At 30.3% G+C, this 22562-nt stretch carries 15 protein-coding genes, 1 other RNA gene and 1 pseudogene; 13 read left to right on the forward strand and 4 right to left on the reverse strand.

Translation table 11 applies throughout. From position 1 onward, the window contains the following. Positions 1 to 3140 (reverse strand): annotated as a pseudogene (locus Q0997_RS19585) (hypothetical protein); the annotation flags it as partial. A gap of 420 nt (positions 3141 to 3560) precedes the next feature. Between Q0997_RS19585 and Q0997_RS19590 the strand changes: the two are divergent. From Q0997_RS19590 to Q0997_RS19605, 4 genes are all read left to right on the forward strand, one after another. Beyond that, positions 3561 to 4055, forward strand: a complete 495-nt coding sequence (locus Q0997_RS19590) for a histidine phosphatase family protein (protein ID WP_299892247.1) — start codon at positions 3561 to 3563, stop codon at positions 4053 to 4055. 44 nt (positions 4056 to 4099) lie between these two features. Beyond that, positions 4100 to 6157 carry a polyphosphate kinase 1 gene (gene ppk1 / locus Q0997_RS19595; protein WP_299892250.1) on the forward strand — a complete coding sequence of 686 codons (2058 nt, stop codon included), beginning with the start codon at positions 4100 to 4102 and terminating at the stop codon, positions 6155 to 6157. Then, positions 6157 to 7068, forward strand: coding sequence for a rod shape-determining protein (locus Q0997_RS19600; RefSeq protein WP_299892252.1), 912 nt, complete (start codon positions 6157 to 6159; stop codon positions 7066 to 7068). The genes ppk1 and Q0997_RS19600 overlap by 1 nt, the downstream gene beginning before the upstream one ends. A gap of 97 nt (positions 7069 to 7165) precedes the next feature. Continuing rightward, positions 7166 to 7696 (forward strand): porin family protein, encoded by a 531-nt coding sequence (locus Q0997_RS19605; RefSeq protein WP_299892254.1) that lies wholly within the window; start codon positions 7166 to 7168, stop codon positions 7694 to 7696. 80 nt (positions 7697 to 7776) lie between these two features. On the opposite strand, the gene Q0997_RS19610 is transcribed toward Q0997_RS19605, so the two are convergent. From Q0997_RS19610 to dnaX, 3 genes are read right to left on the reverse strand one after another with little or no spacing between them, the layout of a single operon-like run. Next, entirely contained in the window at positions 7777 to 8358 is a 582-nt protein-coding gene (locus Q0997_RS19610; protein WP_299892281.1) for a tRNA-(ms[2]io[6]A)-hydroxylase, read from the reverse strand. A 2-nt stretch (positions 8359 to 8360) separates the two neighbouring features. After that, complete coding sequence (locus Q0997_RS19615; RefSeq protein ID WP_299892256.1) at positions 8361 to 8933, reverse strand: hypothetical protein; 573 nt, start codon at positions 8931 to 8933, stop codon at positions 8361 to 8363. A 3-nt stretch (positions 8934 to 8936) separates the two neighbouring features. Then, positions 8937 to 10652 (reverse strand): DNA polymerase III subunit gamma/tau, encoded by a 1716-nt coding sequence (dnaX, locus tag Q0997_RS19620; protein WP_299892258.1) that lies wholly within the window; start codon positions 10650 to 10652, stop codon positions 8937 to 8939. Between the two features lie 523 nt (positions 10653 to 11175). Here dnaX and Q0997_RS19625 point away from each other — a divergent pair. From Q0997_RS19625 to Q0997_RS19665, 9 genes are all read left to right on the forward strand, one after another. Then, entirely contained in the window at positions 11176 to 11346 is a 171-nt protein-coding gene (locus Q0997_RS19625) for a hypothetical protein (RefSeq protein WP_299892260.1), read from the forward strand. Positions 11347 to 11672: 326 nt separating this feature from the next. Further along, positions 11673 to 13325 carry an AMP-binding protein gene (locus tag Q0997_RS19630; protein ID WP_299892263.1) on the forward strand — a complete coding sequence of 551 codons (1653 nt, stop codon included), beginning with the start codon at positions 11673 to 11675 and terminating at the stop codon, positions 13323 to 13325. Further along, positions 13318 to 14700: a hypothetical protein gene (locus Q0997_RS19635; protein WP_299892265.1), complete on the forward strand. Its 1383-nt coding sequence runs from the start codon at positions 13318 to 13320 to the stop codon at positions 14698 to 14700. Before Q0997_RS19630 ends, Q0997_RS19635 begins: the two co-directional genes overlap by 8 nt. Before the next feature lie 30 nt (positions 14701 to 14730). Continuing rightward, complete coding sequence (locus Q0997_RS19640) at positions 14731 to 15510, forward strand: enoyl-CoA hydratase-related protein (RefSeq protein WP_299892268.1); 780 nt, start codon at positions 14731 to 14733, stop codon at positions 15508 to 15510. Between the two features lie 18 nt (positions 15511 to 15528). Next, positions 15529 to 16260 (forward strand): DUF6733 family protein, encoded by a 732-nt coding sequence (locus Q0997_RS19645; RefSeq protein WP_299892271.1) that lies wholly within the window; start codon positions 15529 to 15531, stop codon positions 16258 to 16260. 73 nt (positions 16261 to 16333) lie between these two features. Next, positions 16334 to 16636, forward strand: an RNA gene (gene rnpB, locus Q0997_RS19650) — RNase P RNA component class A. Between the two features lie 80 nt (positions 16637 to 16716). Continuing rightward, entirely contained in the window at positions 16717 to 18342 is a 1626-nt protein-coding gene (locus Q0997_RS19655) for a tetratricopeptide repeat protein (RefSeq protein WP_299892273.1), read from the forward strand. Between the two features lie 293 nt (positions 18343 to 18635). Then, entirely contained in the window at positions 18636 to 20528 is a 1893-nt protein-coding gene (locus Q0997_RS19660; protein WP_299892276.1) for a hypothetical protein, read from the forward strand. Positions 20529 to 20791: 263 nt separating this feature from the next. Further along, positions 20792 to 22562, forward strand: a 1771-nt coding sequence (locus tag Q0997_RS19665) for a Ser-Thr-rich GPI-anchored membrane family protein (RefSeq protein WP_299892279.1), incomplete at its 3' end; no start/stop codon positions are given.

A 22562-nucleotide genomic window follows, 5' to 3' on the forward strand; every position in this document is an offset into this window, starting at 1 on the left:
CAATTGTCGGCTTCATCAGTTACATCACCAGTAAGGTTTAAATCATTAGGATCTTGCTCACAGTTAATAGTAATATCTGCAGGAACAGTAAATGTAGGCGCTGTAGTATCTATAACATTAATAGTTAAGGTACGTGTTGTTGTATTTCCACATTCATCAGTCGCAGTCCATGTTCTTAATAATGTATATTGATTATCACAATCTCCAGTAATAGTATCTTCATTAAATACTACTGTAGCACTTCCACATTCATCAGTAGCTGTTAATGTTTCAGGTGGTTGTACTTCATCACATTCAAGTGTTATTTCTTCAGAAATTGTTACTGCATTTGTATAGTTAGAAATACAAGTAAATTCAATATTATGTTGTCTAAAATTACTTGAAACATTGTCATTTCTTGCTACAATTCCTAATCTAAAAGTAAAGCTAGATGCATTAGTATTTCTTGTAGAAATGTTTGCTTGTGGATTAGAGTTTGTAGCTCCAGGATATTCTGTTGTGCCTGCTGTGGCAACAATCCAAGGACCTTCTTCTGTAATTGTTAAATCAGTTGGATCATTAACTGTATAGCTAGATGTAAACTCAGTCCAATTTACTTCTCCAAAATTATTATTACCATCAATATCATTAAAGTTAGAATAGAATTCTGGTAAACTTGTTGGATTTGATGTACCACTATCTACAAAATCAAGCCTATATTCAGTATAGGCTCTATCTCCTTCATTATCAAGAGAAAATGCTGTACGTGGTCTAAAAGAACTAGCTCCTTGGGCATTATCGTCTAAAACAGGAACAGTAGTATTAACCATTTCAACAATAGTTAAAAGAGCATCTACTCCAGGAGCAATATTAGAAAATCTAAAGACTTCTCCTTCTAAATAAGTATTATTATTACCATCACCAGATTCTTCAGAATAATTATCAAAACTTAATGTTGGAACACCAACACAAGACGGTTGAGTATTATCTACATTGGATGGGAAACCTATAAGAGTGGGAGGAATATTATCGACAATAGTAAATGTTGCAGTAGTTGTACTAGTATTTCCAGCTTCATCTGTTGCGGTAAATATAACTGTTGCAGATCCTGTTGCTCCACAACCATCTGATAAACCAGTAAAATTATTGGTCCATGTAATTGTGCCCCCAGAATTATCAATAGCTACAGCATTAGCATTACTAGCTAACCAATCGTTTAATTGAGTTGTATTATCTGGACCACATTGAACTTCAAAATCAAAAGCTTCAGTATCAATTACTGGTCCTAATGTATCTTGAACTGTAATTGTTTGAGTATATTCTTCTATAGTGTTACCACAAGCATCTGTAAAAGTCCATGTATTAGTATAGGTTCCATCTGTTGATACAGAACCACTTTGCACAAAAGGACCAGCAGTTTTTATTGGAGTTAAACCAGAGCATGACGCTATAGGAACTAAAGATTGAGCCGTATTTAAAGCAGCATTATCTCCAAATTGAATAGATGTATCTAAGCTACCAATTGGAGTTACCCAATTTGCTGGGGTTGGGTCATTGATTGTAAGAGTAGTAGGTAAATTATCTCCTACTTTACAGCTATTTAAATTTTGAGAACTATTCGAGTTTTGAGTCACAGTATTTATTTCACCCGTATAGCTAGAATTAAATTGTATTAAAGTATTATCTATACATCCATTTTCTAAGAAATAACATTTGTCTTTAACTTGCGTTTGAAAATCTATATCTAGTTCTGACGCTCCAGAATCGAGTATGCCATCATCAACAGTAAAAGTTAATATGTTTGTATTAGAATTATAAGTGTAATTTACACCTGTTGGTAAATCAATTATTGGTTCTACTAATATTAATGAAGGATCTATAGTTGTTGTTAATACAGTATTTAGAGCATTATCATTTCCGATACTTGTAACTTCAAGATTAAAATCTACTGTTGTTGGGTTAGTACCAGGAGTAATAACAGATGGAGTACCATTAAGAACAATACTTAATTCTGGTTGGTATACTTCAACAGAAAGCCCTAGTAAAAATAAACCATATGTTTCTTGAGTAGATAAGAGCCTAAAAGAAGCACTAGTTTGATTATTTGTTAAAAGAGTATTTCCATCATTTCTAAGAGGAAATATAGAGGCATCAAAACCTAATGTATTTAAACTAGCAGGAGTTCTATCTATAAAATTGTTAGGGTCTATAGAAATTCTACTATTAAAAAAGTTATCTGCGTCTCTTAATGTTGTAAAAAGATCTTCAAATACACCAGCAGTATTTTGAATTTGCAATCTATCACCTGAAAGGTTTCTATCACCTTCAAGAGAACCAAAAATAACATTTGCTCTTACATTTCCGTTTGGAACCGTTTGAAATCCATCAAATTCAAAATCTAAACTACTAGCAGATCCTGCAATATGAACATAGCCATCAAATAAAGTTATATTTCTTTTCTTTAAATTAGGGCTTTTATAAACTACAACTACTTGCCAACCTCCAGATGTACCAACATTAGTGCTTGTATGTGAAAGTAAGAAGCCAGTTCGCGCTTCAATATTAGCTACTTGATATGTACCAAAAGGGGAACTTAAATTATTTACACTATCAGTTATATCCTTAAAACATATGTATGGGTCATTACTAAAATGAGGATTATCATCTCTACCACGATATATTACTTCATCAGCAGTTATAGTACTATAATTAACTTCTCCAGGTAACCTAAGTTTAATATCATTATAATTCCAACTTGGTTGGTTTTCAGCTTCTATTCCATTAGTTTCTAGTCCTTTATCTGCAGCAGCCCAATATAAAAACACTTTTTCTATCTCTAAACAACTTGAACCTGGTTCAGGGTTACTTAAATTTGCACTACTAGAATTAAAAGTAGAATTATCATTGTCTATATCTACATAAACATTGTTAGTAAAATTATGGTTACCAGATTCGCCATTATAATCTGTAGTGGCATTTTGTGACACTACATTGTTGGCAATCATGGTTACTTCTCCACGAATAGTTTCACTATATCTAGGTGTAAAGCTTTCTTTTACTTGCGCATTTGTTTTTATTGTTAAAAACAACAATAAGAAAAATAGTATTTTAGTAAAATACTTTAAATGCGACATTTTCAAATTATAATGTATAGTTAGCATAATTTGGGAATTTAACAAATAACTCTCTAGAGAGGAATGTTAGATTATTATAAGATTTAATAGTATTAGTTTTTATAATAGATGAAATTATTTCATACAAGAACGTTTCTTTGAAATCATAATTTAGATTTAAAGAATTACCTTTTGTTAATTTTTTTTTGAAATAAAATTCGTTCATTATAAATAATAACTGTTTTAATTTAATAATTTTAAATGCTAAAAAATTACTCTAAAATATAACTACAGTTAAGGGAAGTATACCATACATGATATAAGTAGGTGTTAATTATTGGGTTTTTTAATAGCTATATCAAATTAAGCTGTATTTTAAATTTTATTCAAATAAATGAGTTAAAGCACAGAAATATTCGTTTAAAAGGAAAAATCATTCGGGAATAAGACTAAAGACATAAAAATACGATGAAAGGTATTAAAATACTATATTTAGTACGTCATGCAAAGTCATCATGGGAGTATGATTTGCCAGATTTTAAAAGACCATTAAAGCAAAGAGGACATAATGATGCAATTTTGATTTCAAATCATTTAAAATCAGTAATTTTAAAACCAGATTTAATTTTGTCAAGTGGTGCTGAAAGAGCAAAAATTACAGCTCAAATATTCATAAAAAACTTAGAATTTGAGACTGTGAATTTTGAAATTGATAACGACATATATGATTTTTCTGGAGCGTCATTATTGAATGTTTTGAAATCTTGCGATAATTCTATCGATAAACTGTTAATTTTTGGTCATAATTATGCGCTTACAAATATTGCAAATTCTTTGGGAAGCATTGCTATAGATAACATTACAACTTCTGGTTTTGTAGAAATACATTTTGATGAAAACCGTTGGAAAAACATAAAAAAAGGCGAGACAAAAAAAATATTATTTCCTAAAGACTTAAAATAAAACAATAGAATATATTTGTTATAAATACAGAACTCATCTATTTAATGATAAAAAAAAGTAATAATTACAGATATATAAATAGAGAATTAAGTTGGTTACAGTTTAATGCTCGTGTATTACAAGAAGCTTCAGATGAAAATGTTCCTTTAATTGAACGTCTACGTTTTTTGGGTATTTTCTCTAATAATTTGGATGAATTTTTTAAAGTACGTTATGCAACTGTTAAACGTATTGATGAGGCTGGAAGGCAAGGAAAAAGTCAGTTAGGAGGTATTAAAGCCTCAGAATTACTAGAGATTATCACGCAAATAGTAATTAAATATCAAGCCAAAAGTTTAAAAATTTTAGATAATATTCAGCAAAAATTAAAAGCTGAAAATATCTTCATTGTTACCGAAAATAAAATTAGCAAATCGCAAAGCATTTTTATTAAAGATTACTTTATAAAAAACGTAAGCCCTGCATTAGTAACAATAATATTAAATGATAATACAGCTATACCAAATCTTAAAGATAGCGCTGCTTATCTGGCTATCAATATGTTGTTAGAAAATGAAGAAAATCAATATGCTCTTATTGAAATTTCTAAAAACATGGACCGTTTTATTGTTCTTCCCGAGGAAAATAATAAACAATCAATAATTATTTTGGATGATTTATTGCGCTATTGTTTAGATGATATTTTTAATATTTTTGATTATAAATCAATATCTGCTCATATGATAAAAATAACACGTGACGCAGAGTTAGATTTAGAAAGTGATTTGAGTAAATCTTTCATGGAAAAAATAAGTAATAGTGTTAGAGATAGACAAGATGGTGAACCTGTTCGTTTTGTATATGATAAAAACATAGACAAAGATACACTTGGTTTTTTGATGGATAAGATGGGAATTGAATCTTCAGATAGTATTATTCCTGGTGGTAGATATCATAATAGAAGGGATTATATGAATTTCCCAAGTTTAGGAAGAACAGATTTGCTTTATGATAAAATAGTACCACTACCAGTTAAAAACTTAAGCTTAGAAACAAGTATTTTTGAAGCAATAGCACAAAAAGATTATTTACAATATACACCATACCATACATTTGCTTACACAGTAAAGTTTTTAAGAGAGGCTGCATTAGATCCAAAAGTAAAAACTATAAAAATCACTATATATAGGTTAGCTCAAATTTCTCATGTAGCTAGTTCATTAATTAATGCTGCTATTAATGGTAAAAAGGTGACTGTTTCTATGGAGATTCAAGCACGTTTTGACGAACAGGCTAATATTGAGTATGCAGAGCAAATGCAAAGAGAAGGGATTCAGTTAATATTTGGAGTTCAAGGTTTAAAAGTGCATAGTAAAATGTGTGTTATTGAGCGAGAAGAGAATGATAAAATGATGCGTTATGGGTTTATTAGTACTGGAAACTTTAATGAATCTACAGCTAAGATTTATACGGATTACACACTTTTTACTGCTAACCAGAAAATATTAAAAGATGTCAACAAGGTCTTTAATTTCTTTTCAGTTAATTATAAAATATATAGATATAAACATATCATAACATCACCTCATTATACTCAAAATGCTTTTTTTAGTTTAATAGATAAAGAAATAGCAAATATAAAGGAAGGGAAACCTGCTTATATACGATTAAAAATGAATAGTATATCAAGCTACAAAATGATTGATAAACTATATGAAGCTAGTAATGCAGGAGTAAAAATACAAATGATTGTTAGAGGAATTTGTTGTTTAATTCCTGGAGTAAAAGGTATGAGTGAAAATATTGAGGTAGTAAGTGTTATTGATAAATTTTTAGAGCATACTAGAGTTTATATTTTTTGTAATAATAACGAAGAAAAAATATATATTTCTTCGGCAGATTGGATGACGAGAAATATAGACAATAGAGTAGAAGTTAGTTGTCCAATATATGATAATGAAATAAAACAAGAAATAATAGATACTTTTAATATCTGTTGGAATGATAATGTGAAAGCTAGAATACTAGATGATGAGCAGAAAAACACATATAAACGTAATGACAATGAAAAAATCAGGTCTCAATTTGCCACATATAATTACTATCAAAATAAATTAAAATAATGCTGGATATAAAAAAATATGCAGCAATAGATATTGGTTCAAATGCTGTAAGATTATTAATCACTAATATAATAGAAGAAAAAGATAAATCTGTAAGTTTTAAAAAAAGCTCCTTAGTTCGTGTTCCAATTCGCCTTGGTGCTGATGTATTTTTGAATAATAAAATTTCTGATCAAAATACAGAACGTATGTTAGATACTATGTTGGCTTTTAAATTGCTGATGAAATCTCATAAAGTTTATAAGTTTAAAGCATGTGCTACATCAGCAATGAGAGAAGCAGATAATGGTAAAGCAGTTGCTCAAAAAATTTTAGAACAAACAGGGATTCCTATAGATATAATTGAAGGACAGGAAGAAGCTGCTATTATCGCTGCTACAGATTTACATACTTTTATAGATAATTCTAAAACATATTTATATGTTGATGTTGGTGGTGGCAGTACAGAATTTAGTGTTATTCATAATGGAAAAAAAGTTGCTTCTAAATCGTTTAAAATAGGAACAGTAAGATTGTTAAATGATGTTGTTAAAAACCAAACATGGAAGGAGCTAGAACAATGGATAGGTTCTAAAACAAAAACTTACGATAAAATAGAAGTTATTGGCTCTGGAGGTAATATTAATAAAATATTTAAAATTTCAGGTAAAGCTATAGGAAAGCCTTTAACGTATTTTTATTTAACGTCTTATTATAATATGTTACAATCATATTCTTATGAAGAACGTATTACTAAATTAGGTCTTAATCAAGATAGGGCAGACGTTATTATACCTGCTACTCGTATTTATTTATCAGCAATGAAATGGTGTGGTGCTAAAGATATTTATGTGCCAAAAATAGGGTTAGCAGATGGTATTATAAAAAGCATGTATAATGACACTGTTTTGAGTCATACACAGTTAAAATGATACACTTTATCTTTTTAATATAAATAGTTTATTAAATTAATATATATTAGCTACGTACATTAATCAACTCTAAACTAAATAATAACTTAATTTTTATATGAAAAAAATATTACTCTTATTTGTCTTTGTTTTATGTTCATTTTATGGATTCTCTCAAAACGCTTTATATGGTGTAAGAGCTGGATATAATATTTCAAACCTAGATTTTAAACCAGATCCAACAGGATTTGAAAACAAACACAGAAATGGTTTTGCCATTGGTTTCTTTGGCGAATACAAATTAACAAATAGCTTGTCTATAGCTCCTGAAATTCAGTTTTCTGCTGAAGGCGCAAAAGAAGAAAGCATTAGAATAGATTATATTCAATTACCAATATTCTTTAAGTTTAAATTGACTGATAGATTTGCTGTAGGTTTAGGACCTTTAGCAAGTTTAAAAGGACATGATTACCAAGATGGCTTACAAAACCTTGCTTTTTCAGGACTTGGTGGAATAGAGTATTTATTATCAGATGAGTTTTTTATAGATTTTAGATATTCTTATGGATTAACAAATATATTTGATGACGAAACAGGCTTAGATGCAATAAATACAAATATGCAAATAGGTGTAGGTCTTAAGTTTTAACCAACTTACTTTTTTAAAAACCGAAAAAAGCCAATACTGAAAAGTATTGGCTTTTGCATTTTAAATATTTCTATGATAAATTAACCATGTATGGTTTCACTTTTACTAAGATCTTTCATTATTTCAGCTTCAAATTCTAAAAGTGATTGCCATTTAGTGTCTACTTCTGTTCTTTCTCCATATTGTCTTGCAAAACCCAAAAACATAGTATAATGATTGGCTTCACTTACCATAAGTTTTCTGTAAAACTCTGCTAATTCTTTGTCTTCAAGTTCTTCAGATAGCAAACGGAAGCGTTCACAGCTACGAGCTTCAATTAAAGCGGCATATAATAACCTATGTACCAATTGTGTTGTCCTACTGCCTCCTTTAGGAAAAAACTGTAATAATTTTGCCACATAGTGATCCTTACGATCTCTTCCTAGAACCCAACCATTTTTAAGAATTAAATCATGGACCATTTTAAAATGGCTAATTTCTTCTTTAACAAGAGCAACCATTTCTTGAACTAAATCTGTATATTCTGGAAAGCTAACAATTAAAGAAATTGCTGTACTTGCTGCCTTTTGCTCACAAAAAGCATGATCTGTTAAAATATCTTCAACGTTTTTTTCTACTATGTTTACCCAGCGAGGATCTGTTGGTAATTTAAGTCCTAACATCATTAATAAGTTTCTTCTAATTTAATGTTTTCTAATTTGTAATGTCCGGTGCTATCAAATTCTAATAAATATGTCAAACAATCATCGCTTTCAGGAACACAAAAACCTACTAGTATAGTCACTGCATCTTTACGCATAGATTCTTTATAATAGATAGAAGCACCTATTGATATCGCCTTTTTAGAAAAGGCTTCAATTTTTTTATCATGTTTTACTAAAAAAGCTTTGTCTATTTTATCATCAAATAAGAGCTTACCATCTTTATGTATTTTAATTTCCGAAATCCAATTTCTATGAATACTTTTATTTATGGTGTTATTTAGTTTAAATGAATCTACTATACCATTGTCTATATCTGTGTAAGACTTTATCTTTATTTTAAACCCATTGGCTAATAAAGTATCAGTAATAACCTCTGTGTATTTTTTAGGAAAGTATTCAACTTTTTCCGAAAAAGAATCTAATAATTTATGCTCTTTTAAAACTTCAGTATTTGTTTTACTGGAACGATCTCTTCCATCGCAACTAATAAAAGTAATAAATAGAATAGCTATAAGGAATATTATTTTTTTCATAATTTATATGTCTAAATCAAATATTTGACGAAGTAATTCTAAATTAGGATTTTTTTCCTTGAGTTTTTCATATTTTTCTTCTGGAGTATAAGCAAATTTTTTCTGCATTTCTTCATTTACATCAATAGCTAAGCTTATATCATAATTACTTAATGTTTTTCTTAGATACTGTAACAAATCGTATTGCTGCCTTTCTACTTCAACCTTATTTGTAGAATTTGGAAATGTAAGACTAATAACTGTGCCATCTAAACGTGGTGTGTCTATAGATAAAATGGAAGCTAAGTTCATTTTACCTTCTTCTAATAAACGTTCAATAAAAGTATTCCAAACTGGTAGTAGCTCATCTATAGAAAATGGTTCTCTAGGAAGATTTTCTTCATCAACAACAGCATCCATTTGTTTAATGATGTGCTCTTTTTTTGCTCTTATACTTTTTAAAGATAGGCCAGAAGTTGGCTTTTTGTTTGAATTTAGTATTATTTTCGGATTAGACTCAGTAGCATTACTTGTTACAGGTTTAGTTACAGCCTTCTCAGATTTTTGAGATTTTATAGCTTCATTGGTTGATGCTTCAGGTTTTTTTATTGGAATTGGAGTTATGCCAACTCTTTTAAAATACGAAGGAGGAATTATGAACCGACTGCTATTTTTTTTTTCTCCATCAAAAGTGATAGAGGCAAGCTGCATAAGGCAAAGTTCAACAAGTAGTCGTTGATTTTTACTTGTTTTGTATTTCAAGTCTGTTTCGTTGGCGAGTTCAATACCTTTTAATAAAAAGCTTTGAGAGGCTTTTTTAGATTGTTCTAAATATTTTTCCTTTGTTTGTTCTCCAACTTCTAATAACTCTATTGTAACAGGGTTTTTGCAAACTAGTAAGTCTCTAAAGTGTGAGGCTAAACCAGCAATATAATGGTGGCCATCAAATCCTTTAGAAAGCGTTTCATTAAATTGAATAAGGAGTTCAGGAATTTTATTTTCTAGAATAAGATCTGTACTTGTAAAGTAAGTTTCGTAATCTAATACATTTAAATTCTCTGTTACTGCTTGTCTAGTTAATTCTTTACCAGAAAAACTAACAACGCGATCAAAAATTGATAAAGCATCTCGCATAGCGCCATCTGCTTTTTGTGCAATTATATGTAAAGCATCATCCTCGGCATTTACTCCTTGTTCTTTAGCTATATATTTTAAGTATTCTTTAGCGTCTTTTACAGTAATACGTTTAAAATCAAAAATCTGACAACGAGAGAGTATGGTAGGTATAATTTTATGTTTCTCAGTTGTTGCTAAAATAAAAATACAATGTTTTGGAGGTTCTTCTAATGTCTTTAAAAAAGCATTAAAAGCAGCTTGAGATAACATATGCACCTCATCTATAATATAGACTTTATATTTTCCTACTTGAGGTGGAATTCTAACTTGATCTGTTAAACTTCTAATATCATCTACAGAATTGTTAGAAGCAGCATCTAATTCAAAAATATTAAAAGCATAATCTTCATCTCCAGTTTCTGTGCCGTCACTATTTATCATTTTAGCTAGAATACGAGCACAACTTGTTTTTCCAACACCTCGTGGACCTGTAAATAATAAGGCCTGAGCTAAATGATTATTTTCAATTGCATTTAATAAAGTATTTGTAATAGCAGTTTGGCCAACAACATCTTTAAACGTTTGTGGTCTATATTTTCTAGCCGATACTACAAAGTGTTCCATATTATTATAATAAGAAATTTAATCCAGAGTCCCTTTTTAAGAGAAAAGAATTAAGAAACAAAGTTAAAAATTCAGTCTAGAATTAAGAATTATCTTAATGAATTTTAAATAGGAGTTATTAACAAATTTTAAATTATCTAAAGTTACTAATATTAGTATTCTAAAATTTATTTCATATATTATCCACAATTAATAGTTTGTTTTTAATCTTATTTATGATTGTTGTTGAACTATAAACTATTAATGAAATAGCTTACTTGTTAAGCCAGTGTAAAGTGTGTGAATTAATTTCTATTCATTAAATATCTATCAGATGGTATACCACTATTGATTAATCTAGTTATTAGATTAATCAATAGTGGTATGTTTTTAATCTATCATGAATAGTAAAATATAAAAAAAAAATACATTAATATACATGATTTTTTTTTAAAATTTTGTTAGCTAGATTACACTATGTTAGTTCTTTAGGTTGCAAATTTGATGGTGTGAAATAATACTCACCATAAAAACCAACAAGAATATGAACCATAAAAACACAGATTTTACTGTTTTTAACAGCATGCTGTTAAATAGTAATTTACAGTTAAGAATTGAAAATATGGGAGCTTTCAATTACTCTTCTGTAGAACAAAATTTTAGAATTTCGTCTTATAAATACCATAATTATTTAAAAGAGATTAAACAAGTCTAGATATAAAATGTAGTATAACTTAGTTTATAACATTTAAAATTCAGGGTAACACCAATCTACAAAAGTTGCCAACTGAAAAATAGTTGAAGATTATTTTAAGTCATAATAATCCGCAAAAGCATTAGATATTTTATTTCAATTTTAAAATAGTCCCTTTTTTGAGGACACTAATCTTCTATTGCTTGAATTGTCTTCATAACCAATTTTTACATATACAAATACATTAATCCATTTGAAGCCTGATTAAATCTAGAATTTAATTATGGTTTACAAGTCCATACTATGTATATGTTATTAGTTCAGTAACCATAAAAACTATATAAATTATGAATGAACCAAGAGTGAATGTTATTCCCTCAAACATTAATTTGTTTAACAGCACTAACACTCAAACAAAAAGCAAAGAAATAAAAATTCCTGGAGGAACTTTTATTAAAAAAGAAGTAGCAAATTTATCTTCTAAAGACCAATTATTATTTCAACGTTTTGGGCAAGGACCAATACAAAAAGTCCCCTATAAATTAATCCACAAAGCATTTGAAGCTCAAGCATATGCTAATCCTAAGTGTATAGCGGTAGAACATTTAGGAAAGTCGATTACTTATCAAGAGTTGAATAATCAAGCTAATAAATTAGCATATTATTTAAGTAAACAAGGCGTAAGCAAAGGCGATAACATTGGCTTGTTTGTAAAACGATCTATACCTATGGTAGTTGGTATGTTAGCTATACTTAAAGTTGGAGCTGCTTATGTACCTCAATATGTAGGTGTAACTCCCGAAAAACAATTATTGCATATTGTAGATAATGCAGATATAAAAATAATCTTGACTCTTAAAGGGGATACAAAAGGTATTCCTGTAGTGAGCAGTTGTACTTATATAGCTATAGATGAGTTTATTGAAACTAATATTGAAAAAGATAATATAGCTAATGCTTTTGAATGTAGAGATATCATTAGCAGCAATGATAAAGCCTTTTTAATCTTTACATCTGGTACAACTGGTACTCCAAATGGCGTACAAGTTTCTCATTGTAATGTTTGTAATATTTTATTAACTGCACCAGGCAATTTAGGTATGCGTCCAGGATTAAAAGTAGGACAAATTTTAAATATCGCATTCGATATGATGGCTTGGGAAGTTTTAGGTTGCTTAGGAAATGGTGCAACTTTAGTAATTAGAGGTAAAGATATTGAAGAAACAGTACAAAAAGTAGATATAGTAATCTCTACACCTTCAATATTAAGTACTATAGACTCTGAAAAGTGTAAGAATGTAAAAAGAGTAGCAGTTGCTGGCGAACCTTGTCCAAAAACTTTAGCAGATAAATGGGGTGCTTTTAGTGCATTTCATAATTCTTGTGGCCCAACAGAAACAACTATCGTAAACACAGTACAAAGGTATTATCCAACAGATGAATTATTAACTATTGGTAAGCCAACTCCAAATAATACAGTGTACATACTCGACAAAAATTTAAAACCATGCCCAATTGGCGAAATAGGAGAAATGTGGGCTGGTGGAGATTGTGTAACCTTAGGTTATTTAGGTAATTCAAAATTAAATAAAGAACGTTATAAACCAGATCCATTTTTAGGAAATGGAAGAAAAATGTTTAGAACCAGAGATTTAGGACGATGGACTGTTAACGGAGAACTAGAACACTTTGGAAGAACAGACGATCAAGTAAAAATTAAAGGCTTTAGAATAGAGCTAGATTCAGTCTCAGCAATATTAGAATCCATGCCATCGTGTAAACGCGCAGTAGCTTTAAAATATGATTCTAAAACATTGATAGCTTTTGTAAGTCCTAAAAGTATTGTAGAAGAAAAAGCTAAACAAGAAATTTTAAAGTCTTTGCCTTATTTCTGTGTACCAGATAAAATTATCTCTATGGAAGAATTACCAATGACCAGTAGAGGTAAAATTGACAAGAGAAAATTATTAGACACATCAAAAAGTATATACAATGGATAATGTAATCGTACAAACAGTTGAAAAACTTGAAGTAGAAGAAACGGTAGATTATAAAGCAGTTGTACTACCTAAAAAGCAACCCATGTATAAACGGATTTGGAAACATCCTTTTATGATGCAGTATAACAGGTTAATTGCAATAATTGCAATAGTAAATATAGGTTTTTTAATTTATGGAATTACTACTGGTAATTGGTGGACTAAAGACGGTATTAAGCTTAATGTAATTTCTAATATAACAATAATTAATATTACTTCGGCTATACTTATAAGACAGCAATATGTTATTAATATTTTATTTAAAATAGCAACAAGTATTCCTACTAACTGGCCTTTAAAAATAAGATGGGCAGCGGCCAAAATTTATCATTTTGGAGGCATACATATGGGAGGTAATATATCGGGTACTATCTGGTTTGCCATTTTAGTAGGATCGTTAACCTATAATTGGGTAAATAATTTGCCAGGTGTATCATTAGCTTTAATGGTTATTACCTATGTTATTTTAGGATTATTAGTTTTCATTGTAATTATGGCCTTGCCAAAGAAAAGAGCAAAAAAACATAATCGATTTGAATTAACACATCGTTTTGGAGGATGGATAGCCTTAGTGTTATTTTGGGCACAGACTTTCTTATTTGTAGATGCTCAAAAAGGAACATTAGATTTACGTGAAGCATTAACAACTTCACTAGGTTTTTGGCTACTTGGTTTAATTACTATAAGCATAATAATTCCATGGTTGCATCTTAAAAAAGTGCCAATAGAGATTGTAAATCCATCATCTCATGTGGTCTTAGTAAATTTTGATTATGGTGTAACACCGTTTGCAGGTTCATCCACAACTATAAGTCGAGACCCATTAAGAGAATGGCACTCTTTTGCAAACGTCCCAGCGCCAGGAAAAGAAGGTTTTAGATTAACTATTTCAAGAGCTGGAGATTGGACAGGAGCTTTAATAGACGATTTACCTTCTCATGTATGGGTAAAAGGAATTCCAACTGCCGGTGTTGGTAATATCGAAAAGCTTTTCAAACGAGTAATCTGGATTGCAACTGGAAGTGGAATAGGACCTTGTATTCCACATTTATTAGCAAACGAAGTACCATCAGTTTTAGTTTGGGCTACTAGAAACCCAAGAAAAACATATGGAGATCAATTAGTAGACGAAATTTTAGAGGTACAACCTAATGCCATTATTTGGAATACAGATTCACATGGAAAACCAGACATGGTAAAATTAGCATATAAAGCATATAAAGACTTTAATGCCGAAGCTGTAATCTGTATTTCTAACAAAAAACTAACATGGAAAGTAGTTCATGGAATGGAAATACATGGCATTCCTGCTTATGGAGCTATTTGGGACTCATAACACATAATCAACTTTAAATATTATAACATAATGAACATAATAAAAAAATATTATGGAGGCGTTGTTGTACTTCAACTTAATCGTCCTAAAGCATTAAATGCTTTAAATACAGAAGTTATGCATGAATTAGTAGATATCATGCAAGAATTAGATAAAGATTCAAAAGTAGGATGCTTTGTAATCACAGGTAACAAAAAAGCATTTGCTGCAGGAGCAGATATTAAAGAAATGAGTGACAAATCTTATCTACAAATGCTGGGGGAAGACTTTTTTGCTGGCTGGGAAGCCTTTGCGAAAATTAGAACACCTAAAATCGCTGCAGTCTCGGGTTATGCATTAGGCGGTGGATGCGAGCTAGCTATGATGTGTGATATGATTTTTGCTTCTGAAAATGCAAAATTTGGTCAACCAGAAATAAAATTAGGAGTTATTCCTGGAATAGGAGGCTCTCAAAGACTAACCAAGATTGTTGGTAGAATTAAAGCTATGGATATGATTCTTACCGGTAAATTTATTAATGCAAATGAAGCCATGCAATCTGGATTGGTCTCTAGAATTTTTACTACAGAAGAGTTATTAGAAAAGGCAATTGAGGTTGCAACAACTATTTCTAGTTATAGTAAAGTATCTACAATGATAGCTAAGGAAGTCGTTAATAGATCTGAAGAACTTGGCTTACAAGAAGGCGTTCTATTTGAGCGTAGAATGTTCCATAGTTTGTTTGCTACTTCAGACCAAAAAGAAGGCATGCAAGCCTTTACTCAAAAACGCACTCCAAACTTTGGAGGCTTTAATAATAAAATTAATTAACCATTAAACTATTTAAAAATGAAAAAAGTATCAATTATCTTATTATTATGTTTTGTGCAAACGGTTTTTGCTCAAGAATTAAAAGAAAAACAAAGTAAGAAAACTAGTTTTGTAATAATGCCTATTCATAATAGTGTAGCAGGCTTTTCTAATGTATTTTTAGGGAATTACGAATTAGATAAAAAAAAGAATCTAACATTTTATAGTGTATTTTGGAATAACCCTAGTTTTGGAGGAAATACAGGTAGCGATCTATTTTTAGAAACTGGTATTGGGTTAGGGTTCAAATTAAACAATTGGTATATAAACCCAACATTAGGATTTGGTCATGGTAAATTTATGTCTAATAGCACAGAGACTACAATAGGAGAAGCTATTATACCAAATGTATTAGTACTGTATAACTCAGAGCACTTTGAATTAGATTTTTATTTGTCTTATTATAAGGCTCTTAGAGAAGGTAATGGTGATAATGGGGATCAAACAAGAGATTTACTATTAAATTGGGTAGCTCCAGGATATAAATTAAATAAGTATTTCTCTTTTGGAGCTTATTATGAAAGTTTTACGCAAGTAAGAACTCATGATGGAAATGGAGAAGATCATATATACCAATGGCTAGGTGGCTATGTTAAGGCAACAACGAATAATGGTATATGGTTTAGATTTGCTGCTGGACCTAATTTAGGAACAGATTTAGGAACAAGCAAAGAGTTTTATAAAATTCAAGCTTTTATTCCCATAAATTAATTTGTATTTAATTTAATAATTAAAATCACCTTAGAGTAGTCTCTAGGTGATTTTTTTTATAGTATTTTTGCCGCAAGTAAATCGCCTTATCGCGTCTTATTTATAAGATGAGGAAAGTCCGGACACCATAGTGCAATTATAGTGGTTAACAGCCACCAGTCGTGAGGCTAGGAAAAGTGCAACAGAAAGAATGTACAGGTTATGCTGTAGTGAAACCAGGTAAACTCTATAGGGTGCAATGTCATGTATATTAACGTTCGAGCGTGCACGCGCAAGTTAAAGGGTAGGCAGCTAAAGTGTGTTGGTAACAACTCACATAGATAAATGATAAGGGCTAGTAATAGTACAGAATCCGGCTTATAGATTTGCTTAACTATACAAGCCCTTTGTAAGTTTCAAAGGGCTTTGTTTTATTGTAAATATACTTTTTATAACTTTAATCTGTAATTTTGTAACATGAGTAGGTTAATTTATATAATACTATTTTTTCTTCCCACTATAGTGTTTTCTCAAGAATTAGATTCTACGCTAATTAATCTAGAAAATAAACTAAAGCGCGCTAATAATAATTCTGAAAAAGTTGAAGCGATGTTAGCTATTGGCGAATATGAATTAGATCATAATTTTTCTAGAGCTTCTATTATTATCCCAAAAGTGTTTCAGTTAATAGAACATAATAAATTTACTTTAGAAAAAGAGTATAAAGGGCTAGTTTTAGTACAATTAGGAGTGCTAAAAAGACGATTAGGAAAACATTCTGAAGCATTGGAACATTATTATGGAGCGATACAATTATTTAAAGCTAATGATGATAAAAAAAATATCGCCGATGTGTATCATAATATAGCAATGGTATATAGAGCTCAAAAAAACTATGAAAAATCCATTCAGTATTTTAAAAAATCTATAACGGTTAATAATGATTTAAATAATAATTTTGGCGTAGCTCAAGCGACACAAATGTTAGGTGTTTCATTTAGTAGTATGAAGCAATTAGATTCTGCATTACAATGTTTTAATGAAGCAAAAACTATTTTTAAAGTTCTTAATGCTAAAGAACAACTTCAAGAAGTGAACGATAACTTAGTATCGATATATAGAAAACAAAAAGATTACGATTCAGCTTTAAGCCTTAGTTTAAAGAATATTATATATTCAAAAACTAACGGTAAGCAATTAGCATTGTGCGGCAATTATTATGATACTGCTTTGGTTTATGAAAAGCTTAAAGATTATAGATTAGCTGGTAAGTATGTCGACTCTTCGTTAAAACTTGCTAAGAGAGAAAAATTTTTACATCGTATTGCAAAAGGGTATAAAAAACGCTCTCAATTGTGGAGTAAACTAGAGAATTATGATGCAGCATATCGAGATTATAAGCGGTATAAAAAGTATTCTGATTCTATTTATAATACAGAAACGACTTCAAAAATTCAAGAATTAGAATCTAAATATGCTTTTGAACAACAGCAACTAGAAGCCAAAATAATTACAGAGAGTGAACGCTCAAAAAAATGGTTATACTTTGCCTTATTTATTTCAACCTTAATTGGTGCATTTATTATTGCATTGTTGGTAAGAAAAAATTATAGAAATAAAATAGAATTAACTAGGGTAAAACATAAGTCGGAAACAAAGTATTTGGATCAGCAAATTAAAAACAAAGAGGCAAATGTTAAGCAATTAATTGCAGATAATACTATGCGCCTAACTTTTAAACGAGAGTTATTAGAGCGTATAAAGTCTGATTCAAATTCTGAAGATCCAGATCGTTTGCTTAAAAAACTTAGTAATGATTTACGTTTGCAAATAGAATCTGAAGGTAAATTAAGTGGTCTTCAAGAGAAGATTAATGTTGTTAATATTGGGTTTAATAATAAGTTAAAAACCTATTACCCAGATTTAACTAAAGGCGAACGTGAAGTTGTAGCATTACTACGCTTAAAGTTGTCAATAAAAGAGATTATGACTATACGAAATGTTTCTGTAGATTCTGTAAAATCAATGCGACGTCGTATTCGTAAAAAGATGGCAATTCCCAAAGAACAAAATATAGAAGATTTTATACAAAGCATAGTTTAACAAACTATGACACCTTTTGACACTTTATTTTTTATAAGGTTTTCTTCAATTCATTTTACTATTGCAACATAGAATTTTGCCTACAATTATATGTTACGTTTTTCTTCATTTATTTTTTATAAAATAAAGCCTTATTTCTATAAAAATAAGACTCATGTTGCGTCTAGCTCTTTAGTAAAACAATTAACTGCAAAAAGAGTATATCTAAAAAAATTGAACATAGTAGAAAAAGAATTAAATCAGCTATTTAAGGCTAAAAACTAACAAAATAGATATCTTAAATACCATATCCCATGAAACATTTTTACTTATTCTTAATTGCCATTATGTTTTTTTATTCGGCTAATGCGCAATTACAAATCACACAATGCGCTAGTGATAGTAATCTAATGGCAGATGTTGGTTGCCAAGTAGCGCTTCCAGATTTTACTGCTCAAGTTATTGCAGAAGACATTATGTTACCAGGAGGCACTTATCCGGTAACTCAAAATCCATTGCCTGGAACCATAATAAATACTGAAATAACTATTGTAACATTTACTGTAAGTGATGGCATTGGTGGCATGGTAAGTTGTCAAATGACATTTACACTATTAGATAACCCAATGTATTGTAAAACCTATGTTCCAGATGATAATTTTGAACAAGTTTTAATAGATTTAGGTTACGATTCTGGTGTATTAGACGATTATGTACCAACTGCTAATATTTCTGGAATAACATCTCTTAATGTTTCAGATAATAATATTACAGATATAACAGGCATAGAGGACTTTGTGGCGCTAGAAGGCCTGTTTATAAATGACAATAATATTACTTCTATAAATTTAAGTACACTTGTAAACTTAAAAACATTAAGAACAACTAGAAATGCAATTACAAGTTTAGACTTAAGTGCTCAAACACAATTAGAAATTTTAATTGCAGATAACAATGGTACAGAAAACTTAACGCTTAACAGTCCTAATTTAACCTATTTACAAATAGGGCAAAATAACTTAGATGTTATAGATTTGAGCTTTTTTCCATTATTGCAACAGCTTTTTGTTTATAGTAATAATTTAACCGTACTAGATGTTTCAGCAAACCCGCTATTAAAACGTATAGAAGCCCATTATAATATGCTAGGAGAATTAAATTTGTCTATGCTTTCAAGTTTAGAAATAGCTTATTTATATAATAATGAATTAATATCGCTTAATATTAAGAATGGGAACAATATGCAAATAATTGATTTCCAAGCTCAAAACAACTTTTTCTTAAGTTGTATTTTAGTTGATGATGCTGTATATAGTGCAACAAACTGGACTAATGTTGATGTAACAAGTAATTTTAATGATATTACCTGTGGTATTTCAACAGATTTTATAGTGTATTTACAAGGTGCTTTTTTAAACCCAAATATTGGTGAAGAAAATTTGATGAGGGACGATTTAAGAACTCAAGATTTAATACCGCTAACCTCGCCATATGGAGATGGAGCAACTATAATACAAGATGTTTTATATGTAGTCGGTAGCAAAGCTATTGTAGATTGGATACAAGTTGAGTTTGTTTATTTCGATGAAGCTCCTTTGCAATCTATAATGCCAATGCAAGGCGATACAACTACTATATCTGCATTATTATTACGTGATGGATCAATAGTTAGTAAAAATGGCGTGTCGTTATTACAACCAAATATTCCAAATGGTAGTTATTATGTAAATATAAAACATAGAAACCACTTAGGAATACGTTCTTTATTTACCTATTATTTTTCTGCAGTTAATACAATTACATTAGATTTTACAGATGCTAATAATCAAATTACATACGGCACAGATGCACAAACCACTTTTGGCATGCCAAACGGAGCTGTAGGAATGTGGGCCGGTGATAGTGATGGTGATGGGAATTTAAGTTATTCTGGTACTTTGAGCGATGTTCCAACCATAAGAAGTCAAGTGTTTAACGATTCTAATAATTCTGTATTTGGTGGTCCTCCTGTTGCGAGTTATCCTTCTCAAGGGTATTTTGGGACAGATGCAGATATGGATGGAGTAACCCTATATTCTGGAGTTTCAAGTGATGTGTTGCATGTAAGGAACAATATCTTCAATAATCCATCAAATTCTGTATTTGGTGGACCACCTATATCAACCTTTGTATTTTCTCAACAGTTGCCAGGAGGTACTAATAATTAAAATAGAATTATTATTATTAAAAACGTATCTAATTGGAAAAAAAAAAATCTAAGTCGAAATTTATAATCCTTCATAGCACCTTTTTAGATATGAAATAGATTAAATTAAAATGACGACGTTTTTTTAATAAAAGTAAGTATCCAGTAAATTAAATATAGTGAGATTTAGTATTTCGTTTTAGTTTTTTATCATGAAGAAAAAGGAGAACTTCTTCCTTAAATTAAAAAAAACTATTTTTGCTAGCATTTTTTAATTATACCCTAATGAAAAAAACACTACTACTAATTACATTTACTATCTTATTATTTAACTATGCAAAAGCTCAAAATGTTACTATAACTAACCCAAACGGTGGGGAAATTTTTTATAGTTGTGAGGAGCAGTTAATTAGCTGGAATGCTTCAGGTTTAAGTTCAGATCTATGGAATTTAGACTATTCATTAGATGGAGGAATTATATGGACATCTATTGCAAGTAATTACTTATCTGCTAACGATACGTTTTTATGGACGATTCCTTTCATAGAATCAGAAACTGTACTAGTGAGGGTAATCAATGCTGTAGATACGAATGTATTAGATACTAGCGATGCTTTTTTTAGTATACGAATACCTGTTGAAATCACTTCACCTAATGGAGGTGAAACACTGGTGGGAAATACAACGCATACTATTACCTGGAATGCTTCTGGAACTTCAAACAATTATACTATTCAATACCGTTTAGCCGAATCTGGTTCCTGGATCACCATTGTTAATAATTATTCAACAACTGTAGGAACTTATAATTGGGATGTGCCCCAACTATCTCTAAGAGAAAATTGTAGAATACGTATCTATGACTCACAAGAGTTTTGTAAACAAGATGTTAGTGATAACGTATTTACAATGATACCGACTCCGCCTGTATTAACTTATCCAAACGGAGGGGAAATTTTGGACTCTGGATGTGCTTACACTATTCAATGGGATTCTAGTACTTTGTATACTTCGGTAAGACTCGACTATTCTTCTGATAATGGGATCACTTGGAATACTATAGTAAACGGTACTTCTAATGATGGGAGTTATAGTTGGAGTACGCCTAATAGTTTACCTACAAGTAACTATTTAATTAGAATAAGTAATATAGGAGACATTTCTTTATTAGATACTAGTGATAGTACTTTTATTGTAAAACCTATGGTAGAGTTAACAGATGATTTTTCAAGTATCTCGACAAATGGCTGTGACGCTTTACCAATAAACTTTAGAGCCTCTACTTGTGAAAGCCGATTTAATTTTTATTACAGTACGGATGATGGTGCTACTTGGAATGCGATTGCAACAAACCGATCAATATCAGGAACTTCTGCTAGTATAAGAACCTATAACTGGAATATACCTAATACTATTGATAGCAATACAGTTAGAGTAAAAGTAAGTGCGTATTATCATACCGAAAACGAATCAATTAGTGCTAATGCATTTACAATTTCTCCTAGTAACCATATTACTGTTACCTCACCAAATGGAGGAGAGACACTTGTAGGAAATACATCACATACTATTACATGGAATGCATCTGGTAATACCTCAAACAGTTATACAATTCAATATCGAACGTCAGAAACAGGTTCTTGGAGTACTATTGTTAGCAACTACACAACTGTTGGTGGGACTTATAATTGGAATGTGCCTCAACTATCTCTAAGAGAAAATTGTAGAATACGAGTTTTTGATGCACAACAATCTTGTAAAGAAGATATAAGTGATGCCGTATTTACAATAACTCCAGCGGCTCCTGTTTTAACTTATCCTAATGGCGGAGAAACTTTAGATTCAGGATGCGCTTATAACATTCAATGGGATTCTAGTACTTTGTATACTTCGGTAAGACTCGACTATTCTTCTGATAATGGAATCACTTGGAATACCATAGTAAATGGAACGTCTAATGATGGAAGTTATAGCTGGAGTACACCAAATAGTTTACCTACAAGTAACTATTTAATTAGAATAAGTAATATAGGCAACACCACTTTATTAGATACTA

Source organism: uncultured Lacinutrix sp. (assembly GCF_947500325.1).
In the GTDB taxonomy this organism is placed as follows: Bacteria; Bacteroidota; Bacteroidia; order Flavobacteriales; family Flavobacteriaceae; genus Lacinutrix.